Consider the following 18,377-nt stretch of genomic DNA (forward strand, 5'->3'; position numbering starts at 1 on the left):
GCGGCCTTCCAAAGATATTTTCGTGAACCCGATTATTTCCGCGGCGCCATCCCGCCGAAGGTCACCAGGCTTTCCGCCCCATCCTTCGCCACCGCCGCCACGCCGATGAAATGATCGTCCACCACGATATCCTTCAGCACCGTCTCGGTCGTTCCCGTCACGACGCGGCTGTCGGTCCAGTCCTGCGCATCGGCCCGCCGCCAATAGACCTTATACCCCGCCGCCCCCGGCACCGCGTCCCAATATACCCGCGTATCCATCGACAGCGCCCCGTCCAGCGACACGCTCGCCGGCGCGGCCGGTGCATCCGCCAGTTGCCGCAACGCCGCGACGTTCAAGGCCGTCACCTTCGCCAGATAGGGAAAGTCCATTCCCTCGACCGTATCGCCATAGACGCGACCATTTTCCGTCCGCAGATCCTGATGCTGCCGGTCGTAATTCTCGATCCCCACCGAAAAGCGCACCGCGGGAAAGCCCAGGTCCAGGAAGGGCGAATGATCCCCGCCCCGCCCAAAGCGATCGAAGCGCCGCACCGCGAACACATCCAGCCCAATCTGCGGATTGGCCTCCGCGATCCCGTCGATCTTTTTCGCCAGCGCCCGCGACGGCCCGTCATCCTCGCCGCCGATGGCCCGCCGCGTCGCGCTCGCCTTGGCGTCGTCGCCCGCCCGGATACCCTCTGAAAAGACCCGCACCCGGTCGGCCACGACATGTCCGTTCTGACCGATCGTATTGCCGACGATATCGTTGTTCAGCATCGCCCGCACCTGCCAGCCGCGCGCCTTGGCCGTCGCCGCCAGCAGCTTGCCGCCCCACAGCCCCTGCTCCTCGCCCGAGAGCAGCGCATAGACGATCGTCCCGTCGAACTTTTCGCCTGCCAGAACCCGCGCCGCCTCGATCACCAGCGCCGTGCCCGATGCATTGTCGTTCGCGCCCGGCGCATCGCTGGTTACGTTCATGACATCGGTCACGCGGCTGTCGATATGCCCGGCGACGATCACGACCTGGGTCGGATCGCCCGTCCCCTTCTGGATCGCCAGCACATCGACCACTTCCACCCCATCGGGCGCCCGCGGCCCGGTAAAGCGATCCGCCACCGTCTCCACCGTCAAACAGCCGCCGCAGCCCTTGGCGATCTTCGCAAATTCCGCCGCGCCCCACCGCCGCGCCGCGCCGATCCCGCGCCTGGCGTCGGTCGCCGACGACAGCGTATGCCGCGTGCCGAAGCCGACCAATGTCTCCACCGTCGCCTTCATCCGCGCCGGATCGGGCGTCCGGCTCGGCGGAATGGTCTCGGCCCCGGCCGATAGGGGAAACAGCGCGACGGCGGCGGCGGTCAAAAACATCATCTTTGTCATGCGCTCTGGTCTACCGCCTGTTGCACGCCTGTAAAGCGCCCCGCGAAATTCTCGCAGCCGCACAATAAACATCACTATAGATCAAATATTTATCCCCTTGACGACCGGCCCCGCCCACCTGCACCTGTCCATCTTCAGTTCGGGGGCGAACTGAGTCTTTTCGGGGGACAACATGTTGAGAATGACTGTGGCGGCGATTGCTCTAGCTATCGCGACGCCTGCTTTAGCGGATACGCTTACCGTCGATAATGTGATCGCCTTGTCGCAGGCCGGTATTGGTGACGACGCTGTCATTGCCAAAATCAAAAGTTCCGGCGCACGGTTTGACCTCACCACGGACCAGATGCTTATGCTGAAGAGCAAGGGCGTTACCGGACCTGTCATCGCGGCAATGCTGAACAGCGGCGCGGAAGCATCTGCCGCCGCACCCAAGATGTCGATAGATTCCCCTGATCCGATGATGCCCCATCCAGCAGGCGTCTATCTTCTCTCGTTCACTGGCGCAGGTCAGAAGATGCAACGCATCGATCCCACGGTCACTAACCAAGCCAAGACCGGTGGCATCATCGGCTATGCTTTGACGGGCGGCATTGCCTCGATGAGCGTCAAGGCCGCCATTCAGAACGAAACCGCCCGCGTCCACGCCCAGGCTGGCAAGCCCAGCTTCTATTTCTTCTTCGATGAATCCAATCCCGACACCGCTCGCGCAGCGACAGCATGGGCGGCCGGCACGGCGGCAACCGTTTCCTCACCGTCCGAATTTACGCTGGTCAAGCTAATGAAAAAGGACGGCCGCCGCGAAGCGCGCGTCGGCAGCGCCAATATCGGCGGCGCAAAGACAGGCGTGATGGACAAGGATCGGCTTGCCTTCGATTATGAACTGGTTCGGGCGGGTGTTTACAAAGTGACGCCCCAACAGGAACTTGCGGCGGGCGAATATGGATTCATCTATGCTCTTACCCCAGGCGGCTCATCAGGCGCAATGACGGCGCGGATATTCGATTTCGCCATCTAAATGACCTCGCTGGTCGACCCGTCGCTCGAAATCAAGACGAACTGAGCCAACAAAAAACCCTCTCCCCTTCGGGGGAGAGGGCTGCGAAGACTTGGCAGCCTGCTGCCTGGTCGAAGCCGGGAGAGGGGGAGCGGCACATCGGATCGCTCCACCCCCCACCCGAAAATTCCAACTCAATGCGTCCGGCTCGTCACCTTGGCGGTGCCGTCGCTCAATATCTGGATCAGATGCGCGCTGCCATTGTCGCACTGCGCCTTCCATCCGCGCACGCCAGGACTGATCTCGGCGCGCTCCGACGCGGTTACGCTCGGGCAGGCCGCCCCGCTCGCCCGGATCGCCTTCTCGAACACGCCGTTGCGCAGCCCGTCGTCCAGCTTCGATACCTGCGCCGTCGCGCCGGTTTCCGGTTCTTGGCGGTTGTCGGCTACCACCCGGTCGCCGCTGCCATCACCGCAAGCGGCCAGCGCACAGCACAGACCAACCATTATCAACCGCCGCATCGCCATTCCGTCCTCCGCCGCATCATCCGCCACCCCTCTGCGCCCGCGCGTCCGGCAAATCAATCCATGCAAAAAGGCTCCCCCTGCACGCAGGAAGAGCCTTTGCGTCATTCACCGCGGCACGGGGACGATCACTTCTCGCCATTATCCTTCACGCCCACGGTCGGAACGTCGATCGTTTCCTTCTTGGTGCCGACCACGACAGCCTTGGAATCGACGTCGACCTTGGGCAGGTCGCCCCCCTTCACGCTGACTTCGGGCATATTGCCGCCGCTCACATCGGCTTTCCAGAATCCGGTGGCGAACAGCACGCCGACCACGGCCAGCGCCAGGATCAGGACGATCGCGATCGTGCGACCGCCGCTGCTTTTCTTCACGACGACGCGATCATCATAGGGATCGTTGCGCACTTCAACCATGTCACTCTCCTGCACATTATGTGCGTCACCGAACGGACCCCGGCAATATTTTGTTCCGGATGAGAAACACTCGCAACACGCGCCACAGCCGGGCCGCACCATCCAATCCAGCAGCAGAAAAGGTGGAAGCCCGGCAGTGGGGACGGTTAGGCCGGGCTCCATCTCCCATAACGGCCCCGCCCGCATGGCGTTGATTAGACATTGGTCGAACGCGGCCCCTTATCCCGCCGCCGGCTGCCGCCCATCACGCCTCCACCACCGCCCGCCGTCGTCGGATCGCGCCCAGCACATCCTTCACCCGCGCGATCGCGTCGGGGCTGTCGGGCCGCTCCGCCTCACCCGGCCCGGCGCCCGCGCGGCGCTTCTCCATCCGGTCGCGGTGCAGCGTCAACAGCCGCAGCGCCACCGTCAGGTTGCGCGTGCGCTTGATCTTGCGCCCCTTCACCGCGCCTTCGCCATCCAGCGTCAACTCCTCGACCTCGCTGCCGAACAGCACTTCGCGCATCAGCAGCGCCTCGATCTCGGCATAGCCCACGTCCAGCGCCTCGTCCCAGGCGCGGGCGAAACCCGCGTCGCCCTGCCGCCGGCGATAGGCGCTCGCCCGGCACAGGCCCGCCGCCCGCGCCGCCTCGCTGGCATTGCAGGTCTCTGCCAGCGTTTCCAGGAACAGCCGCTCCTTCGCTTTGGTCCAGCCATCCTTGCGCGCCTTGCCCTTCTGCGCCCGCACAGCCCCGCCAACGCGCTGGCGCCGCGCCACCAGTCTGGCCCGCGTGCCCGTCTGCTCCCCCATGCCCGCTCCCCCCGTCGCCCACGCCACGCAAAAGGGGCCGACCCTTTCGGACCAGCCCCTTCACCAAAGCCGCCTTGGCGACTCACATTTTTCCACTGTCCCAATCCCTGCCAGATCAGCGTGACGATGTCAATAGAAATGTTCCATATAGGTTATTTTTCTATCATGGGCTGAACCATCGGCGCTTCCAGCGCCAGCGCCTCCGCCACGCTCGGCCGCGCCTTCACCCGATCCAGCCACGCCGCCGCCCTGGGCCAGCGATCCGCGCTCAGGCCGTCCGATACATAGCCGACGTTGATGATCGGGCACGCCGCAGCCAGGTCCGCCAGGGTGAAGCGATCCGCCACCAGCCAGCCGCTTTCGGGCAGCACGCCTTCCAGATAATCATAGATGGCCGGCATCTCCCCGGCCTCGGCCTGGTCCGCCGCAGCCAGGTCCGGTTCGCGCTTCAGCCGCTTCGCGACCGCGCGGTTGAAGAAGATCTTCTGCCCGATCGGCTGCACCACCGTATCGCCGAACTCCTCATACCAGATGGTTCTGGCCCGCGCCTTGGGTTCGGCCGGGATCATCTCCTCGCCGGGGCGCAAGGCATCCATATAGGTGATGATCGCGGTCGAATCGCACAGCAGGAAATCGCCATCCTCCAGCGCCGGTATTTTGCCGAAGGGCGATCCCTTCAGATACGCATCCGCCCCCCGGCCGAACCCGGCCGCCTGCACTTCGACCGCGATCCCCTTTTCCGCGGCGAAGACAATGACTTTGCGCACAAAGGGCGATGGCCGCGCGCCATGGATAATCATATCGTCTCTCCTCCTGTCATCGGGTCGGTGGCCGCATCCTGCCAATCCAGTAGCGATATGCAACTATTTTATGCGGGCAAAGCAACCGGCTCCAGATAGGGCGCCACGACGCCCATCACCCGCGCGACCGTCTCCGCCTTCTCGCCCACCGGCGCGACATAGTCGATCACCGCGCGCGCCGCCGCCTCGCCCCCGCACGCCATTCCCACGCCTCGCGCGATCGCCCAGGCGCTCAGATATTGGGCCGCCATGCATCCGCCCGCGGTCGCGACCGATCGATGCGCCACGAACGGCGCATCGATCACCCGCACCCCGGCCGCGATCACCCAGGGCTTGCTGGTTACGTCGGTGCAGGCGGGCAGGTCGCCGATCAGCCCCAACTTCGCCAGGATCAGCGCGCCCGAACATTGCGCGCCGATGATCTGCCGACGGGGGTCCAGCGCGATCCGCGCCATCAGCGCTTCATCGGCCGCCATGTCGAGCGTCCTCACCCCGCTGCCGACCAGCACGATATCGGCCTCGCCCGCAAATTCCAGCGGCTGCTGCACATCGACCCGCACGCCGTTCATCGACGTCAGCGTCTCGCCCGGCCCGCACATCTCCGCGCGCCAGCCCGGCACCCGGTTGAGCAACGCCAGCGCCACGAAACTGTCCAGTTCGTTGAACCCGTCAAAGGTCAAAATCGCAACCCGCATCGCCGCCTCCATCATTCGTCCCGCCATCGGAACCCCGTCTCTAGGGGCGGACGAACATGGCCGCGCGATCCGCTCGCGCGCAATTGGCTACTATCAGAATTGCGGCCCGGCGACCCCCGGTGCAAGCCTCTTCGGCTCAGGCGTGGATCCAGACCCGGCGTCATAGCCAGATCCGGCCCCTGACCCGGCGCTGGCCCCAGGCCCGGCTCCGGCCGGCACCATCGTCCGGGTATAGTCGATCCGTATCCGCACCCAGCTACCCACCATCTGCTTGCCGTTGACCCGCGGCGGCATCACCAGGAATTGCCAGGCCGCCAGCCGCACCGCCTTGGCGAAGCCCGATCCCAGCGGGGACTCGCCCAGCGTCTGGCAATTTTCGACATGATAATGGTCGACCGTCTTGCACGCGACCAGGCCATAGCCCTGCGCCGGCGCATTGGACGGCAGGTAGGTCGACAGTTCCGCATGGGTCGGCCGCCGATACCATTCCGCCTCGAACAACTGCACCCCGCCCGGCCCTTCGCCCGGCCCGGCCACCGCCGCACTATCGCCCTTGCCCTGCCCTGCCCCCTGCGCGCCCTTGGGCATGTTGCCGATATCGGCCGACGCCATCTGCTCGCGGTTCAGCGTCAGGAAGGGGAAGGGCGACGGCGGCTGCTGGGCCGGCTTCTCGACTGGGATCGGCGGGCGGACGACCGGGTCGGCCTGTTTCTGCGGCGCGGCCTTGGTCTGCTCCCGCTTCTCCGCCTTCTCGGCCTTGGCCTGCTGCTGATCGGTCTTCTGCCCCGTCTCCACGTCGAACGTCACCGGCAACCGGTCGTCGACGCGCGGCGGCTCCATCTTCGGCGACAGGGTGAACAGCGCGAGCAGCAGCAGCAGGTTCAGCACCAGCGCGAACGCCATGCCGCCCGCGCGCTGCCGCACCTTGTCCCACGAAATCGCAGGAACCCGGAAAATGGAAGTCAATGTCAAACGCGCCGACCAAACAGGACTCTATGGGTAAGTCCATGCCCAGACGGCACCGTACAGTCAACGCCGTAGGCCGGCAGGCCGGAGGCGCAAGCTAATCCGTAGGCCGGCAGGCCGGAGGCGCAGGCCAACCCGTAGGCCGGCAGGCCGCCGCTATGCGTCCATCAACACACATCCTCTTCGCGCACCACCGGCCGGCTTTCCCGCGTCGCGCGCATCCGGCTCGTCTTGTCGTCCTCGTCGCTGGTCAGCACGACATGATCGTCATGCACTTCCAGCAACACGCCGGCGAAGGGAAAACCGTCCAGGCTCCCCGTCACCCGGTAACTGACCGGATCGCCGACCTTGAAGGTCGCGGGATCGGTGTTGAAGGTAAAGGGACAACCGCCCTCGCCCATGCCCTGCATATCGTCTCTCCTTTGCCACCATATTATGCGTCCGCGCCGTCCGATCAAGCTGCGCAAAGCCTCTGCACAAGCGATCGCCGCCTCGCTAAAGCCCCCGCCATGGACATCTGCTTCGCCACCCCCGCCGACCTTCCCCTGCTCCACCCCGTGATCGAGCGCGCCTATCGCGGCGACGCCGCCCGCGCCGGCTGGACCTTCGAATCCGACCTGCTCAGCGGCCCGCGCACCAGCCTCGATACACTTCGCACGATCCTCGCCAGTCCTGCCGAACGGCTGGTGGTCGCGCTGGATGCGGGGGAAATGCCGATCGGCTGCGTCCAGATCACCGATAAAGGCGACGGCATCGCCTATCTCGGCCTGCTCTGCATCGATCCGGCGCGCCAAGCCGGCGGCCTTGGCCGTCGCCTCATCGCCGCGGCGGAGGATCATGCCGCCCGCCTCTTCGCCACTCGCCTCATGGAAATGACCGTGATCGACAGCCGCACCGAACTGATCGCCTGGTATCAACGCCGCGGCTATGCCCCGACCGGCGAGACGCGCGCCTTTCCGATTCCGCTCGATCCGCCGCTCGCGATGACGGTGCTGGCGAAAGCGCTGGCGACCCGAAACGAACTCGGCTAGGTCCGCGATCGATGCTTACCAGGCTCTACCAATGGACGCTGGCCAAGGCCGCGCACCGCCACGCCGAACGCTGGCTTTTCGCCATCAGCTTCATGGAATCGAGCTTCTTCCCGATCCCGCCCCATCCGCTGCTCGGCCTGATGTGCCTGGCACGCCCGGAAAAGGCGATCCGCTTCGGGTTCATCTGCACCCTGGCCTCGGTGCTGGGCGGCCTGCTGGGCTACGCCATCGGCCATTTCCTCTATGAAGCCGTCGGCCAGCAAATCCTCTCCGCGCTCGGCCTCACCGCCAAATTCCCGGTCGCGGCCTGCTATTTGCGCGATTACGGCGCGGAAATCATTCTCATCAAGGGCGCGACGCCCATCCCGTTCAAGCTCATCACCATCACGGCGGGCTTCGTCGGGTTGTCGCTGTTCACCTTCCTCTGGGCCAGCATCGTCAGCCGCGCCTTCCAGTTCATGCTGGTTGGCTTCCTGTTCTGGAAATTCGGCCGCCCGATCAAAGCCTTTATCGAGAAATATCTGGCCCTTCTTTCCGCGCTCTTCCTGGTGCTGATCGTCGGCGGGTTCATCGCCGCCTCGATGCTGACCGGCGGCGGCAAGAAGGACGACAGGTGCAGCCACGCCACCATGGCGACGATCGGCCGATAACGCCCATGCGCGCCCCATTCGCTGCGCTCATCGCCGCCTTCTCGGCCCGGCCGAAACTGGCCGCGCTGCTGGCGGGCCTCCTCTCCGCCACCGGCTTCGCCCCGCTCGACCTCTGGCCCGTCACCCTTGCCTGCCTCGCAGCGCTCATCATCCTGATCGAGCGCGCGCCCGACCGCCGCGCCGCCTTCACCCGCGGCTGGCTGTTCGGCGTCGGCCATTTCACCCTGGGCCTCAACTGGATCGCCCACGCCTTCACTTTCCAGGATTCGATGCCGCACTGGTTCGGCTATGGCGCGGTGGTCCTCCTGTCGCTCTACCTCGCCGTCTATCCCGGCCTCGCGACTCTGGGCGCATGGTGGCTCAATCACAAACTCCCCTCCCGCAAGCATTGGGGGGAGGCACGTGACTCCGGCCAAGGGCAACGAGATTTGGCGGCTCAGCCGCCTAGTCGCGGCGAGGTGCGCACAAGCGCGACCTTCACCATCCTCCTCGCCGCCACCTGGCTCGCCACCGAATATCTCCGCGCGACCCTCTTCACGGGCTTCGCCTGGAACCCGCTCGGCGCCACGCTCCTGCCCACCGGCATCGCCATCACCGCCACCCTGATCGGCACCTATGGCTTGGGCGCGCTGACGATCCTCGCCGCCGCCGCCCTGCGCCTCGCCCTCCGCCGCCAGTTCCGCCCGGCCGCCACGATCGCCGCGCCCCTTGCCGCCCTGGCGCTCTGGGGCCTCCTCTCGCCCGCTCCGGCCACGCCCCCCGGCGCGCCCCGCATCCGCGTGGTCCAGCCCAATATCGGCCAGGACGAAAAATATTCGCCGCAACTGGAAGAAGCGCATTTCCGCACCCTCGCGGCCCTGTCCGGCACGCCGCGCCCGGCCCCGCGCCTGATCTTCTGGCCCGAAGCCGCGATCCCCGCCTATCTCGACATGGAACCCGACTGGCGCGCGCGCCTCGCCGGGCTGCTCGGCCCCGGCGACCTGCTCATGACCGGCGCGACCAAGGTCTATTTCAAGCCCGACCCGGACAGCCCGATGGGCGAATCCAAACTGGCCGGCGCCAATAACAGCCTGTTCATCGTCACCCCCGATGCGCGGCTGCTCGGCCGCTATGACAAGGCCCATCTGGTGCCCTATGGCGAATATCTGCCGATGCGGTCGCTGCTCCAGCCCCTCGGTCTCTCCCGCCTCGTCCCCGGCGACGCCGATTTCTGGCCCGGCCCCGGCCCGCAAAGCCTGCCCCTGCCCGCCACGCTCGGCCGTCCGGAACTGAAAATGGGGGTCCAGATTTGCTACGAGATCATTTTCTCGGGCCATGTCATCGACGCCGCCAACCGCCCGGCCTTTCTCTTCAACCCCTCCAACGACGCCTGGTTCGGCAGTTGGGGGCCGGTCCAGCATTTGGCGCAAGCCCGCCTGCGCGCGATCGAGGAAGGCATCCCCATCATCCGCTCCACCCCGACCGGCGTCTCGGCGATCATCGATGCGCGCGGCCATGTCGTCCACGCGCTCGGCCTCAACCGCGCCGGTTTCCTCGACTCCGGCCTGCCTCCCGCGCTATCCCCCCCGCTCTTCGCGCGGCTCGGCAACTGGGCGCCCGGCCTGCTGATGCTCATCCTGCTCGGCGCGGCCATTGCCATCCGCCGAGGCAAAAGCTAATAGCGACATAAAGTTTTCTTTATGTCCTTTCGTCCGCCCATGTCTTACGGGAGTCCCATGCGTAACCAATTCCTCTTCACGTCGGAATCCGTTTCCGAAGGCCATCCCGACAAGGTCGCGGACCAGATTTCCGACTCGATCGTCGATCTGTTCCTGTCGAAAGACCCCGAAGCCCGCATCGCGTGCGAAACCCTGACCACGACCCAACTGGTCGTCCTGGCCGGCGAAATCCGCTGCAAGGGCGTCTATGAAAATGGCGCCTGGGCGCCCGGCGCGCAGGAAGAGATCGAAGCCACCGTCCGCGAAACGGTCAAGCGCATCGGCTACGAGCAGGACGGCTTCCACTGGCAGACCTTCCGCTTCGAAAACAACCTCCACGGCCAGTCCGCGCACATCGCGCAGGGCGTCGATGAAAGCGGCAACAAGGACGAAGGCGCCGGCGATCAGGGCATCATGTTCGGCTATGCGTCGGACGAAACGCCCGACCTCATGCCCGCCACCCTCTATTACAGCCACAAGATACTGGAGCGCATGGCCGCCGACCGCCATGGCAAGGTCGTGCCTTTCCTGGAACCCGACGCCAAGAGCCAGGTGACGCTCGAATATATCGATGAAAAGCCGGTCCGCGCCACCGCCCTCGTCGTCTCGACCCAGCATGCCGCAGGCATGGACAATGATGACAGCCGCGCCGAACTGCGCGCCTATGTCAAGGGCGTCATGGCCGACATCCTGCCCGAAGGCTGGCTGCCGGGCGATGAAGCCATCTACGTCAACCCGACCGGCCTGTTCGAAATCGGCGGCCCCGACGGCGACGCCGGCCTCACCGGTCGCAAGATCATCGTCGACACCTATGGCGGCGCATCGCCCCATGGCGGCGGCGCGTTCAGCGGCAAAGACCCGACCAAGGTCGACCGCTCGGCCGCCTACATCACCCGCTATCTGGCGAAGAACATCGTCGCCGCGGGCCTCGCCCGTCGCTGCACGATCCAGCTCAGCTACGCCATCGGCGTTGCCGAGCCGCTCTCGCTCTATGTCGACCTGCACGGCACCGGCACCGTCGAGGCTTCGGCGATCGAAGCCGTCCTGCCGACGCTGGTGCGCCTGACGCCCAAGGGCATCCGCACCCATCTGGGCCTCAACAAGCCGATCTACCAGAAGACCGCCGCCTACGGCCATTTCGGCCGCACCCCCGACGGCGACTATTTCCCCTGGGAAAAGACCGATCTGGTCGACGCCCTCAAGGCCGCGCTGGCCTGACCTGTTTAGCCCCTCCCCTTTAAGGGAGGGGTAGGGGGCGGGGGCTGTCGTCCAGGCGCACTATTGGAGCCACACTCCCACCCCGCAGCGACCAGGTCCGACTTCGCCGAACCAAGTCTCGCTGCCCCTCCCCTGAAGGAGAGGGGGTGTATCTTCCCAAATATCGTCCAATCCCAAAAGGGCGTCGAAGCACCATGCTTCGGCGCCCTTTCCGCCTCCTCGCCACCTGTCCATAAGATGACGAAAAGTTCACTAGGAAAGCGGTTCCTCCCGGCCCATACCGCCCTTGTCGGGTTCGCCACCCCTGTCGGACCCGGCACCTCTCCCCAAAGAGGCTTTCAATGACAAAGATGGTTGCCACAGCCCTCCTCGGCCTCGCTCTGATCGCCGGCAATGTTGCTCCTGCATCTGCCGCCCCCTGCAAGGACGCGAAGGGCAAGTTCGTCAAATGCGCCCCCAAACCGCCCGTGAAAAAGGCCGTCTGCAAGGATGCCAAGGGCCGTTTCATCAAGTGCAAATGACCTGACGAACGAAGGCGGCGGGCGGCTTTGAGCCATGTCCCGCCGAAACCGGCGACGCCCCTCCTCAGCGTTTGCCGCCAACTGCTTGTTATTCTGTCCCTTCCCGCTACCCTGCCTGCACAGAAGGGGTTCGGGAGGGGACAGGTTCATGCGTATCACATCATTGGCTCTGGCGGTCGCGCTGGACGAATGGGTGGTAAAGCTGCGCATGACCTCACCGTCTATGATGCGTCCCAGCTCGACACCGCCGTGGACCGGATGATGCAGCGGATCGGCTGGCCCAAGGCTTTCCCGCCCCTTCCCCCAGCAACCCCGCTTGCCCTCCCCATCCCGTCCCGCTATCGGCGCGTCCCATGACAGCGCATAAATCCGGCGATCCCACGACCCTCAACCGCCTATATGGCCGCCAGTCCGGGCACAAGCTGCGCCAGGGGCAGCAGGAACTGGTCGACACCCTGCTCCCCGCCATCTCGGTGCCGGAAGACGGCGAAATCACCGCAGCGGGCCTGTTTGGCTATGACCGGCCGCTCCATTTCGAGATCGGCTTCGGCGGCGGCGAACATATGGCCCATCGCGCCGACATGCTGCCCGACCATGTCTTCATCGGCGCCGAACCCTTCCTCAACGGCGTCGTCACCGCGCTCGGCCATGTCCGCGACCAGGCGCTGGGCAATGTCCGCCTCCACATGGGCGATGCGCTCCAGGTGCTGAGCCGCATCCCCGACGGCGCGCTCAGCTTCGTCTATCTGCTCCATCCCGATCCCTGGCCCAAGGCGCGCCATGCCAAGCGGCGGATGATGAACCCAGGCCCGGTCGCGATGATCGCGAAGAAGCTCAAGCCCGGCGGCGAGTTTCGCTTCGGCACCGATCATCCGGTCTATCTGCGCTGGGCGCTCATGGTGATGAACGGCCATCCCGACTTCGAATGGCTCGCCAGCGAGCCCAGGGATTTCCAGACCCGTCCCGGTGGCTGGCCCGAAACCCGCTACGAGGCGAAGGCCCGGCGTATCGGCCATGAGGTCTGGTACTTCCGCTATCGGCGCAGGTAGATCGCACGACGGCGTCGAGGAGACAGCTCTCCTGCGGCCTGGCCGATCCACGCCCGCCGTCCTTCAGCGATGATTTCCGCTACCGCGATTATTCGGCAAGCAAGAGAGCCTCCGCCTGATCCGCCAAGGCTGGATTGGCGAGATTCGCCAGATAATCGGAACGTGCGCGCGCCATCTGCGCTGTTGTTTCGGGATGGGTGGATACCCAGAATGCGCCGGACGCGATACCGTCCAGAATGGACTCGCCCGCTTCCATCGGCGTCAACCCGCTCTGGGAGATCATGGCGTGCATCATCTCGCGCTGACGCTCGATGAAGCCGGACTGGCGATCCGTCGGCGCATCCTCGAAAATGCGCGTCGCCACCTGGGCAGGCAACACCGCCGAAACATGGATCGGCGCTTTCTTGAGTTGCATTTCGAGATAGAGGCATTCGGTGAAGCTCAACACGGCATGTTTGCTCATCATATAGGGCGCCTGGGTGGGCATCATGCCCAGGGCGCCTATGGACGCAACGTTCGCAATATAGCCGGGCTTGCCGCTTTCCAGCATATGCCGCGCAAAAATGCGGCAGCCATGGACAACGCCCCGCACGTTGATCGACAGCAGCTTATCCCAGGTATCGCCTGAAATCTCCCAGCTGAACCCGATGGTTTCGATTCCGGCATTGTTCACCAGCAGTCCGACTTCGCCATATCGGCCATAGGCGGCGTCGGCGAGGCGTTCGAGCGCGGCGACATCGCCAACGTCGGTCGCGACCGGCAACGCCGATCCGCCGGCGGCTTCGATTCCCACAGCCAGCCGCGCGATCCGATCCTCGACCACGTCGGCAAGCACGACATTCATGCCGATCGCCGCAGCGACACCCGCCAACCCTTCGCCAATTCCGCTGCCTGCACCGGTGATGACAGCCGTCCTGCCCTTGAAAATCTCTGCCTTGTTCATGGCCCCCTCCTTTTCGCGCCGATCATTTGTCGGTTTTGTCGATCGCCGGATGCGACCAGTGCGGAGGCTCCCGGCGGGGCAATGTGTCCATGCCATCCAGGCTGCGCACCGGAATGTTCTGATGCCAGGGAAAATGCATGCTGAAACCGATCAGGCCGCTGCGTTCCGCTGCCGGCAGATAGCTCATGGCCAACACGGTTTCCGCAAGATATGCGACGTCTTCCGTCGGGAAGTCTTCCGGTATCATGGCGTCGGCGCCAGGCGTGCGGATCGCCGTCGACGGGGCCACCGCATTCACCGCGATATTCTCCGGCTGCAATTCCGCGGCAAGACCCTGGGTCATACGGTTGAGTGCAGCCTTGGCTGCCGCGTAGATCACATAGCCGCGATATCGTTCGAAATCGGGATAGGGCCTGATCGGCGGCAACGCATCCTGCGAACTGATGTTGACGATCCAGCCCGCGCCGACCTTGCGCATGAAGGGAATGGCGGCCTGGCTCAGGATGAATGGCGCGCGCAGATAATGCGTCACTGTGCGATCGAAGACTGCCAGCGGCATGTCGGCCATGGGTTCAAAGTCCACGAACCCGGCATTGTTGACCAATATGTCGAGCCGACCGCCAGCCGCCGCCGCCGCGCGATCGATCAGCGATCGACACTCCGCCTCGACCTCCAGATCTGCCGCAATAGCAATGGCCTTGCCCCCAGCTTTTTCCACGAGCGCGACAGTTTCCTCCAATGTGCCGGATAGCGTCACGCCCGCCCCGGCGCGATGGCCGGCTGCAGGTTCCGCCAGCGATCGGCCGGTGACGACGACCGTCGCGCCCGCAGCCGCCAGCCGCTGCGCGATCGCACGGCCGATCCCCCTGCTGCTGCCCGTGACCAGCGCCACCTTCCCTGCAATATCGGGTCTCTGCATCATTACCGGCTCCTGTTGGGGATACGGGCCAAGCCCAGTCAGTCCGTTACGATGGTCGCGATATGCGTGCGGACTTCCGCTTCCTCGCCTTCGGGCAGCAATATCTCGGTCAGGGTGCCCGACGCGGGCGCCTCCATTTCCTGGGTCGATTTCGACGTCTCGATCTCGACGAGCATCTCACCCAATTCGACACGATCACCGACGGATTTCAGCCATTTAACGATCGTGCCTTCGTTCATGCCCGTGCCCCATTTGGGCATTACAACCTTGACGCGCATAGTCTCTCTCCGGATGGCTCACATCAGTTCGCGCACGGCGGCGGCGATCTTCTCAGGATTGGGATAGAGCGGCGCCTCCATCGGCGGGCTGAACGGAATCGGCACGTCCGGCGTGACGACGCGCTTCACCGGCTTCCTCAACATGTCGAACCCGTCCTCGACGATGATCGCCGCGATTTCGGCCGCGGCCCCCATGGTGCGGTGCGCCGGGTCGACGATGACCACCCGGCCGGTCCTGGCGAGCGTGCCCAGAATCGCGTCGTTATCGAGTGGAAGCAGCGTGCGCAGGTCAATCACGTCGGCATGGATACCCTCCGTCGCCAGAGCGTCCGCAGCCTTGAGTGCATGGCGCAAACAACCCGAAATCGAGATGATCGAGACGTCGGACCCTGCGCGATGTGTCTTTGCCTTGCCGATCGGCACGACGAATTCCGTGTCCAGAGGCACATCGCCCTTTTTGCCCCACAGGTCGTTGTCCTCGAACACGATGACCGGGTCGTCATCCCGGATCGCCGCCTTCAACAGGCCCTTGGCGTCTTCGGGCGTGGCGGGACAGACAATCTTCAGGCCGGGGATATTCATGAACATCGGATAGGGGCGATCGGAATGCTGGGCGGCATTGGCCTGGCCGTGCCACATGGACGCGCGATACGTCACCGGCACCTTGAACTGACCGCCGGTCATATAGCGCAAACGCGCTGCCTGATTGATGATGGGATCGGCGGCGAGATAGATGAAATTGGCGATGGTCAGGTCGACGATCGGCCGCAGCCCGGTAATGGCTGCGCCGACGGCCATGCCGGCAAAGCCGCATTCGGAAATCGGCGCGCTGCGGATGCGACTGGGATGTATGTCCCCATAGGCGCCGCCTGCGGCATAGAGGGCGATATCTTCGCCGATGATGATGGTGTCGTCGCGACCTTCCAGTTCCTCGCGCTGCGCCAGCCCCAGCGCGTCGAGATAGGTCATCCGCTTGCTCTTTTCGGTCATGATGGGCGTCCTCAACGGCGGATCGGAATGGGATTGGCGTGAACCAGCTCGAACGCTTCCTGGGGATCGGGGAAGGGGCTTTCCTTGGCGAAGGCCACTGCTTCCTCAATCAGGCCTGCAGCCTGTGCTTCGATCTCCACGACGGCGCGTTCGCTCATGCCATCGGCCAGCAGGCTGTTGCGGAGCAGGGTCACCGGATCACGCTCATTCCTGAAATGATCGATTTCTTCGGCGGGTCGGTAGCCGCCCTTGATGAACAGGCCGACGCAATGTTCATCGAAGCGATAGGTTTTTGCCTCGATCAGTGTCGGCCCGTCGCCGCGACGAGCGCGGGCGACGGCCGCTTCCGTCACGGCATGGACCGCAGCGAAATTCTGCCCGTCGACGATGACGCCGGGGACGCCATACCCTTCGCCACGCTTGGCGATATCCGGCTGCCCATGACTGGCGGCGGCAGAGGTGACCGCCGCATAGCCGTTATTCTCGCAGAAGAAGATGATGGGCAGTTTCCAGACCGCCGCCATGTTCAGGCATTCCGAAAGGACGCCTTCGTTGGACGCGCCGTCACCGAAGAAGGTCAACGCGACCTGGCCGCTATTCCTGACCTGCGCGGTCAGCGCGGCGCCTGTGGCGATCGGAATGCCGCCGCCCACGATGGCGGATTCACCGATGCTGCCCACGGACTTGTCGGTGAAATGCATGGAGCCACCCCGGCCCTTGCATATGCCCGTCGCCTTGCCCAGGATTTCGGCCATCAGTGGTTTCAGATCCGCGCCCTTGCCGATGGGATGGCCATGCGAACGGTGCGTCCCTGAAATATAGTCGTTCAGTTTGAGCGCCATGCAGGCGCCCACGATAGCGGCTTCCTGGCCGATGCTGGTATGGACCGCGCCCGGCACTTCACCCTCTGTCACCAGCCGGGTGACGGCCTGTTCGAAGCCGCGGATCTTCAGCATCCGAAGATAGGCTTCGGATTGAACGTCGTTTTGCATTGCAGTGTCTCCAATGACGCGTTGTCAGATCGACGGCTGCCTTTCAGGCCGCCTCGTCCATCGCGTCGGCCGGAATATTGGAGGGGCCGCCAATGTCGTAAACTTGGCTCAACAGAGCGACGAAGCTGTTGTCATGAAGCGGATCGGTCGGCTCCACAAATTGTACGCCGCGCGTCTTCATGTCGGCGATCAGCATGTTGATCGCCTGATCGGCGCCGATGTCGTCGCTATGATCGTACGTCTGCCTGAAATCCGCCATGTCCTTGAACAGTCGCGCGCCCCAGTGGACGAGGAAACGCATGTCCTGCCCTGCCACCTTCTGGTTGATCTTGCCGGACGTGGCGAGTTGCCAGCCGGTCGGATCCTCCGGATCGGCGCCGAAGGTCGTGCTGATATCCATGCCCTGCGGCTTGCGCTGCGCGACCGGGCCGGTGGCCTGGCCATGATGGAACATCATCTCGTTTTCCACGACCACGGCCTTGCCCCACATCGGCGCATTGATCTGCATCGCTTGACCGCTCGGGCCATCGGGCCAGCAATTGAAGCCACCCCCGATCCGACCATTATAATACCATGCGATGACCTGTCCCTTTTTCGAACGCCACCGGTCAAACAGGCGAGACTTGGCCATGGTCAACAGCAGCCAGAGCGGTGTGTTCTCCATGGTCATGCCACGGAATACGGTGCCGTCGAGATGCGGCGGACCGCCGATCGGGGTCGGTCCCTGGATGTTGAACAGGAATGTTTCCGGCTCCGCATATTGGCACCCCCAATAATTGCGGACCAGTTCGAGGAAGCGACTGTTATAATAGCAGTCCTCGATCTCGGGATAGAAGCAGGTGCCACCACGCGCCAGATAGCCCCTGAAAACCGGATTGAGGCCGATCATGTCCCATGTCAGCGTCACCCCTTCGGGTATGGAGCCGGAGGTCGTGGCGATAACCTCTTCCGGCGTCTTGAAATTCTCCGCCAGAATCAGCGGCCAGGGGCCATTGTCGCGGACGACGTTAAGCAGGCGACTGTGCTGGTCGTTGCTGTAAGCATTGTCGATCAGTTGCGGCGGTGCGACGGGACGGAAGGTTTCGGCCAAATCACGAAGCATGGTCAATCTCCTGGCTTGCGGCTTGGTTACTGGTTCAACATCTGGATGACTTCGTTGATATGGCCTTCCGGATCGATGACGAACGCCACGCGAAGCCCGAATTCAGGCACCTCGCGGATCGGATCGGGAACCGCTCCACCGGCCGCCGTCGCGCGGGCGCAGACGGCATCGAGATCCTGCGTTACAAAACCCTGCACGGCCTCCCCTGCAGCGGGTGCTTCGCCCTCGACATAAGCGATCAGGGTCAGCGCGGGACCACCGGCATAACTGGCCTGATATGTGATTTCATCGATCGCGCGACCGAACATCGCATCCTGGTGGCGATTGAACGGAATGAGCCCAAGGACCTCTTCATAAAATTTCGCCATCGCGTCCAGATCTCTCACGAAGGTCTTGGAAAAGGCGAAGGTCATGCCATCATTGCTGCCGGCGGGGCGTGGATCG

General features: G+C 64.3%; 22 protein-coding genes. 7 read left to right on the top strand and 15 right to left on the bottom strand.

What is annotated here, in order from left to right; genetic code table 11:
- Positions 1-32 precede the first annotated feature (32 nt).
- Entirely contained in the window at positions 33-1,358 is a 1,326-nt protein-coding gene (locus tag ABT375_RS05710) for a M28 family peptidase (RefSeq protein WP_224550669.1), read from the bottom strand.
- A 172-nt stretch (positions 1,359-1,530) separates the two neighbouring features.
- Between ABT375_RS05710 and ABT375_RS05715 the strand changes: the two genes are divergently transcribed.
- Positions 1,531-2,373, top strand: a complete 843-nt coding sequence (locus ABT375_RS05715) for a hypothetical protein (RefSeq protein ID WP_416464406.1) — start codon at positions 1,531-1,533, stop codon at positions 2,371-2,373.
- 173 nt (positions 2,374-2,546) lie between these two features.
- Here the strand turns inward: ABT375_RS05715 and ABT375_RS05720 are convergent, their stop codons facing one another.
- The 7 genes from ABT375_RS05720 to ABT375_RS05750 form a co-directional block, all read right to left on the bottom strand.
- Positions 2,547-2,873 (bottom strand): hypothetical protein, encoded by a 327-nt coding sequence (locus tag ABT375_RS05720; protein WP_261934336.1) that lies wholly within the window; start codon positions 2,871-2,873, stop codon positions 2,547-2,549.
- 131 nt (positions 2,874-3,004) lie between these two features.
- Positions 3,005-3,292, bottom strand: a complete 288-nt coding sequence (locus ABT375_RS05725; RefSeq protein WP_224550671.1) for a hypothetical protein — start codon at positions 3,290-3,292, stop codon at positions 3,005-3,007.
- 244 nt (positions 3,293-3,536) lie between these two features.
- Positions 3,537-4,082 carry a hypothetical protein gene (locus tag ABT375_RS05730; RefSeq protein WP_416464407.1) on the bottom strand — a complete coding sequence of 182 codons (546 nt, stop codon included), beginning with the start codon at positions 4,080-4,082 and terminating at the stop codon, positions 3,537-3,539.
- 152 nt (positions 4,083-4,234) lie between these two features.
- Positions 4,235-4,882, bottom strand: a complete 648-nt coding sequence (locus ABT375_RS05735) for a glutathione S-transferase family protein (protein ID WP_261934335.1) — start codon at positions 4,880-4,882, stop codon at positions 4,235-4,237.
- Positions 4,883-4,950: 68 nt separating this feature from the next.
- Positions 4,951-5,577 (bottom strand): DJ-1/PfpI family protein, encoded by a 627-nt coding sequence (locus ABT375_RS05740; protein ID WP_416464408.1) that lies wholly within the window; start codon positions 5,575-5,577, stop codon positions 4,951-4,953.
- A 93-nt stretch (positions 5,578-5,670) separates the two neighbouring features.
- Complete coding sequence (locus ABT375_RS05745) at positions 5,671-6,480, bottom strand: hypothetical protein (RefSeq protein ID WP_224550751.1); 810 nt, start codon at positions 6,478-6,480, stop codon at positions 5,671-5,673.
- A 230-nt stretch (positions 6,481-6,710) separates the two neighbouring features.
- Positions 6,711-6,953, bottom strand: a complete 243-nt coding sequence (locus tag ABT375_RS05750; protein ID WP_088181863.1) for a hypothetical protein — start codon at positions 6,951-6,953, stop codon at positions 6,711-6,713.
- A gap of 99 nt (positions 6,954-7,052) precedes the next feature.
- On the opposite strand from ABT375_RS05750, the gene ABT375_RS05755 reads away from it, so the two are divergent.
- The 6 genes from ABT375_RS05755 to trmB all read left to right on the top strand — a co-directional run bounded on the left by ABT375_RS05755 (position 7,053) and on the right by trmB (position 12,709).
- The gene (locus ABT375_RS05755; RefSeq protein ID WP_416464409.1) at positions 7,053-7,574 is read left to right on the top strand and encodes a GNAT family N-acetyltransferase; all 522 of its coding nucleotides are present in this window, start codon (positions 7,053-7,055) and stop codon (positions 7,572-7,574) included.
- An 11-nt stretch (positions 7,575-7,585) separates the two neighbouring features.
- Complete coding sequence (locus ABT375_RS05760; RefSeq protein WP_224550677.1) at positions 7,586-8,224, top strand: YqaA family protein; 639 nt, start codon at positions 7,586-7,588, stop codon at positions 8,222-8,224.
- 5 nt (positions 8,225-8,229) lie between these two features.
- Positions 8,230-9,882 carry an apolipoprotein N-acyltransferase gene (lnt, locus tag ABT375_RS05765; protein ID WP_224550679.1) on the top strand — a complete coding sequence of 551 codons (1,653 nt, stop codon included), beginning with the start codon at positions 8,230-8,232 and terminating at the stop codon, positions 9,880-9,882.
- A 57-nt stretch (positions 9,883-9,939) separates the two neighbouring features.
- Positions 9,940-11,139 (top strand): methionine adenosyltransferase, encoded by a 1,200-nt coding sequence (metK, locus tag ABT375_RS05770; protein WP_261934332.1) that lies wholly within the window; start codon positions 9,940-9,942, stop codon positions 11,137-11,139.
- A 341-nt stretch (positions 11,140-11,480) separates the two neighbouring features.
- On the top strand, positions 11,481-11,660 hold the full coding sequence (locus ABT375_RS05775; protein WP_224550681.1) for a hypothetical protein: 180 nt from the start codon (positions 11,481-11,483) through the stop codon (positions 11,658-11,660).
- Between the two features lie 353 nt (positions 11,661-12,013).
- Positions 12,014-12,709, top strand: a complete 696-nt coding sequence (trmB, locus tag ABT375_RS05780; RefSeq protein WP_416464410.1) for a tRNA (guanine(46)-N(7))-methyltransferase TrmB — start codon at positions 12,014-12,016, stop codon at positions 12,707-12,709.
- A gap of 88 nt (positions 12,710-12,797) precedes the next feature.
- Here trmB and ABT375_RS05785 read toward each other — a convergent pair whose 3' ends face one another.
- From ABT375_RS05785 to ABT375_RS05815, 7 genes are read right to left on the bottom strand one after another with little or no spacing between them, the layout of a single operon-like run.
- Positions 12,798-13,652, bottom strand: coding sequence for an SDR family NAD(P)-dependent oxidoreductase (locus tag ABT375_RS05785; protein ID WP_416464411.1), 855 nt, complete (start codon positions 13,650-13,652; stop codon positions 12,798-12,800).
- A 22-nt stretch (positions 13,653-13,674) separates the two neighbouring features.
- Positions 13,675-14,574 (bottom strand): SDR family NAD(P)-dependent oxidoreductase, encoded by a 900-nt coding sequence (locus tag ABT375_RS05790; RefSeq protein WP_416464412.1) that lies wholly within the window; start codon positions 14,572-14,574, stop codon positions 13,675-13,677.
- Between the two features lie 35 nt (positions 14,575-14,609).
- Entirely contained in the window at positions 14,610-14,849 is a 240-nt protein-coding gene (locus ABT375_RS05795; RefSeq protein ID WP_416464413.1) for a biotin/lipoyl-containing protein, read from the bottom strand.
- An 18-nt stretch (positions 14,850-14,867) separates the two neighbouring features.
- Positions 14,868-15,839: an alpha-ketoacid dehydrogenase subunit beta gene (locus tag ABT375_RS05800; protein WP_261934256.1), complete on the bottom strand. Its 972-nt coding sequence runs from the start codon at positions 15,837-15,839 to the stop codon at positions 14,868-14,870.
- An 11-nt stretch (positions 15,840-15,850) separates the two neighbouring features.
- Positions 15,851-16,831 carry a thiamine pyrophosphate-dependent dehydrogenase E1 component subunit alpha gene (locus tag ABT375_RS05805; protein ID WP_416464414.1) on the bottom strand — a complete coding sequence of 327 codons (981 nt, stop codon included), beginning with the start codon at positions 16,829-16,831 and terminating at the stop codon, positions 15,851-15,853.
- A 43-nt stretch (positions 16,832-16,874) separates the two neighbouring features.
- Positions 16,875-17,933, bottom strand: a complete 1,059-nt coding sequence (locus tag ABT375_RS05810) for a hypothetical protein (protein WP_416464415.1) — start codon at positions 17,931-17,933, stop codon at positions 16,875-16,877.
- Positions 17,934-17,959: 26 nt separating this feature from the next.
- On the bottom strand, positions 17,960-18,346 hold the full coding sequence (locus tag ABT375_RS05815; RefSeq protein WP_416464416.1) for a VOC family protein: 387 nt from the start codon (positions 18,344-18,346) through the stop codon (positions 17,960-17,962).
- Positions 18,347-18,377: the final 31 nt, after the last annotated feature.

This window comes from Sphingomonas sp. VDB2 (assembly GCF_047946695.1).
GTDB classification, from domain to species: Bacteria; Pseudomonadota; Alphaproteobacteria; order Sphingomonadales; family Sphingomonadaceae; genus Sphingobium; species Sphingobium bisphenolicum.